Genomic DNA, 3,806 nt, shown 5'->3' on the forward strand with positions numbered 1-3,806 from the left:
GTGTATATACGTATACATACGCAACGATTGGGGAAGTCGTAGCTTGGATCATCGGCTGGTGTCTCATTTTAGAATACGGACTCGCTTCGAGTGCCGTTGCGACCGGCTGGTCAGGGTACTTCCAGTCACTGTTAGCAGGCTTTGGTCTCCATTTACCGACAGCTTTAACAGCTGCTCCAGGTGCTGTACCAGGAAGCGAAACGTTCTTTAACTTACCAGCGTTCTTGATTCTGATGGTCATCACGCTCTTACTTTCGCTTGGGATTAAAGAAACAAAACGCGTCAATAACATCATGGTACTCGTCAAAGTTGCCGTCGTCGTCTTGTTCATCGTCGTCGGGATCTGGTACATCGAACCAGGCAACTACAAACCGTTTGCTCCGTTCGGTATGAGCGGTGTCCTGCAAGCATCAGCGATTGCCTTCTTTGCTTACCTTGGATTCGATGCCGTTACATCGGCAGCAGAAGAAGTCAAAAACCCGGGACGTAACTTACCGGTTGGGATTCTAGGGTCGCTTGCGATCGTTACCGTTTTATACGTCGTCGTCTCTGCCATCATGGTCGGAATTGTTCCATTCAAACAGTTTGAAGGTGTTGATAGCCCAGTATCCCTTGCCTTAAAAGTGGCAGGTCAAGACTGGGTCGCTGGATTCGTCGATTTAGGAGCCATCGTTGGTATGACGACGGTCATCCTTGTCATGACATTTGGTCTTGTCCGTCTCTTGTTCGCGATGAGCCGTGACGGATTATTACCGAAAGTCTTCTCAGACGTCAACGAAAAGTCGCACACACCAGTGAAAGCAACTTGGATTCTCGGAACGATTGCTGGTTTAATCGCTGGATTCGTGCCGCTTGGTACACTTGCTGAACTGATCAACATCGGAACACTGGCAGCCTTCTCGCTCATCTCGATCGCGGTCATCGTCTTACGCCGGACGCGTCCTGATTTGAAGCGTGCTTTCAAGGTTCCGTTCGTCCCAGTCTTACCAATCTTGTCGGTCCTTGCTTGTATCATGCTTATGTTCAACTTACAACCATTCACGTGGATTGCCTTCTTTATCTGGACAGCCATTGGATTACTGTTGTACTTCGGATATGGACGCAAGCGTTCGAAACTCCATCAATGAATCGACTAACACCCTTGGCGACAAGGGTGTTTTTGTATGCAGGAAATGAGGCGAACGAAAGCGAAACAGCTCAGTGGAAAAGGAGGTTTTTCGATGATTCATATTCAACGCGCACCTGGCGTAAAAACGGCGTACAAAGCGATGCAGGATGGATTCCAAGATTATTTGATTCCACTGCACTTATCGGAAGCAGAATTCCAAGAGCGCATCATCGAACGAGACGGGAACCAATTGGAGCATTCATTCGTTGCCTATCATGGAGAAATACCAGTCGGTCTCTGGCTGAACGGTTGGAAGGAGATCGAGGGTCAACGTATCATGCGGTGTGGGGGACTGGGGATCTCACCACAGTATCGTCGTCTTGGGATTGCGAAAGCCTTATATCAAGCACAACTGAGTCATGCCAAAGAAATCGGAATGGATGGTCTGATGCTTGAAGTCATTCAAGGGAACGACCCAGCGATTCGATTGTATGAATCGCTTCATTACACGATCGTTGGAGAAATCGGATATTTTCATTTAACAGATGAACGCCAAGAAGCCGCTCTGCCGACGATCGAAGAAGTGGAGTTTTTGAAACAATACCATGGACAAGGGGAGTACATCTGGCAGCAAGATCCTCATGTCATGCAGCAATTACAAACGGATTATTATCAATTAGAAGCAAGTGTAGTAGCAGTAGCCGGATCATCCCTCTTGTCAGTCGTCGGTCCAGCAGAACAAAAAGCACGACACGCAACAGAAGTCGTGCGTCGTTTACCGGGCACGACCTACCATTATCAATCAACAGATGTGCAGATCTGGGAGGCGTTACGTTTTGAAGGGTGGACTCAGCGGGATTTGAAACAATACATCATGCGTCAGTCGCTAAAATAGGAAGTGACTGATTTTGACTACGAAAGCCCTTATATTTTTATGTATGCCAATAGGATGCATAAAAATATAAGGGCTTTTTTTACATAGGCTATCGTTACTTTACGAAATAACTCGTCTTAGAGCTGTAGGCGTTCCATTCTTGAACTCCTTTTTTATATGTTTTGCTATTAAAACTGGAGGATAAGAATGAATATTCTTTGCCTTTTACCCATTTTCCTTTAGATAATTTTTTATCTTGGAACAAAAAGCCTACTTCGTCTCCAGCGTTAGAGTAGATTGGAACTTGTAATAAGTCACTTTTCATCTTCGGTCGCATACGGTAAGACATGAATGTTCCTGGATGACGAATTAATTTTCCGTTCTGAATCGAGAATGTAGTTAAACTCATGTAAGATGATGTTTCGCGGGAAGAGAGGGAAAAGACAGTCGGATTACCTGATACATTTTTCAATTTCCCGCTTGTACGAAAATCGTGAGTGGCGATCACATACGGACGATCCTTCGAGAACGTATAGTGGTAAGCTGTCGATTTGTTGTTTAAGTACAAAGAAAACTTTCCAGTGCACAACGTGTCTTTTCCTTTCATCCACCAAAAGTCGTCTGCCGTCGCTTTGCGACAAGTTGCTGCTTTGGATTGGACAGAAACGGTGTACTTTTTGTTTTTTGCATCGACAATCGTATACGTCTGTTTGACGGATTTAGGAGCAGCAGCTTCTGCCGAAGAGATCAATGAAAGACTGAGGAGGGTGGACATGCCTGCAATTACAAGTGGTTTCATCGGAAAGCTCCTTTCTAATAATGAATTAATTCCATTTTATAACAAATAAAAACCCGCCGCTATAGTTCAGCGGCGGTTTTTGTAGTCTTCAATCATTCGAGCGTGAGAGCCGACCAAATGATCGGGTAAGTCATCAAGCGGTACGAACTGGAGCTTGATGCTTTCATCACTTTGTTTTAACATTCCGATCGGATGTTCACCGATATAGGCGAGAGTGACGCTTTGAAAGATGTCTCCGTTCGCTAACGTCGTCACGTATTGCGGACCGGAGTAGACATCGAGTAACGTTAATCGTTTTACCTCTAAGCCAGTCTCTTCTTTAAGCTCTCGACGCGCGGTCTCTTCCGGTGATTCCGCCCATTCCATCAATCCTCCTGGTAAACCAAAGCGGGCTTGTGTTTCGTTTCGTTGTTCGAGCAAAATGTGTTCATTTTGCACGACGAGGACGACGGAACCGATAAGAATGACTGGGTCATGACCGATTTTTTGACGTAACTGTTCGACATAATTCATTTCAATGCTCCTTGGTGAAACGGACAGCCGGTTACAGGTGCCGTCTGTGTTGATTTTGGAAAGAAGTTCGGTCGTTTGATTTCCGAGTCGTAATCCTTATGGAACATATGCGTCGTTGCCCCACTCATCGGTGGCACGAGCCAGGACCATTCCCCTGTGACATCACGACCACACACGGCTTCATTTTTTTCAAAACGAGCGAATTGTTTCGCAGCCGTATGGTGATCGACGATCGTAACACCGGCACTTTCGAACGATTCGAGTACGGCAACGTTCAGTTCGACGAGCGCTCGGTCTTTCCAAAGCGAACGTTCACGCGAAGTATTCAGACCGAGTTGTGTCGCGACGAGCGGTAACAGATTGTAACGATCCGTATCGGCAAGATTACGAGCCCCGATTTCTGTTCCCATGTACCATCCGTTGAACGGAGCACACGGATAGACGATGCCACCGATCTCAAGCTGCATGTCGGCAATCATCGGCACAGCATACCCTGTCTCTTATACACATCT

4 protein-coding genes and 1 pseudogene are annotated in these 3,806 nt (G+C 46.3%); 2 read left to right on the forward strand and 3 right to left on the reverse strand.

Annotation, left to right across the window (positions count from 1 at the left end; all coding sequences use genetic code 11):
* Window positions 1–1,127 (forward strand): amino acid permease (locus F8N00_RS16955; RefSeq protein ID WP_421018641.1); only part of this gene is annotated, 1,127 nt, incomplete at its 5' end.
* 93 nt (window positions 1,128–1,220) lie between these two features.
* Window positions 1,221–2,003: a GNAT family N-acetyltransferase gene (locus F8N00_RS16960; protein WP_162236816.1), complete on the forward strand. Its 783-nt coding sequence runs from the start codon at window positions 1,221–1,223 to the stop codon at window positions 2,001–2,003.
* 94 nt (window positions 2,004–2,097) lie between these two features.
* On the opposite strand, the gene F8N00_RS16965 is transcribed toward F8N00_RS16960, so the two are convergent.
* The 3 genes and pseudogenes from F8N00_RS16965 to F8N00_RS16975 form a co-directional block, all read right to left on the reverse strand.
* Window positions 2,098–2,781, reverse strand: a complete 684-nt coding sequence (locus F8N00_RS16965) for a hypothetical protein (RefSeq protein ID WP_421018642.1) — start codon at window positions 2,779–2,781, stop codon at window positions 2,098–2,100.
* Between the two features lie 66 nt (window positions 2,782–2,847).
* Window positions 2,848–3,294, reverse strand: a complete 447-nt coding sequence (locus F8N00_RS16970; protein ID WP_421018643.1) for an NUDIX hydrolase — start codon at window positions 3,292–3,294, stop codon at window positions 2,848–2,850.
* A pseudogene (locus tag F8N00_RS16975) lies at window positions 3,291–3,785 on the reverse strand (nitric oxide synthase oxygenase); the annotation flags it as partial. The pseudogene F8N00_RS16975 and the gene F8N00_RS16970, both read right to left, overlap by 4 nt.
* Window positions 3,786–3,806 lie beyond the last annotated feature (21 nt).

It is taken from the genome of Exiguobacterium sp. A1_3_1 (assembly GCF_048985645.1).
GTDB lineage: Bacteria > Bacillota > Bacilli > Exiguobacteriales > Exiguobacteriaceae > Exiguobacterium_A > Exiguobacterium_A indicum.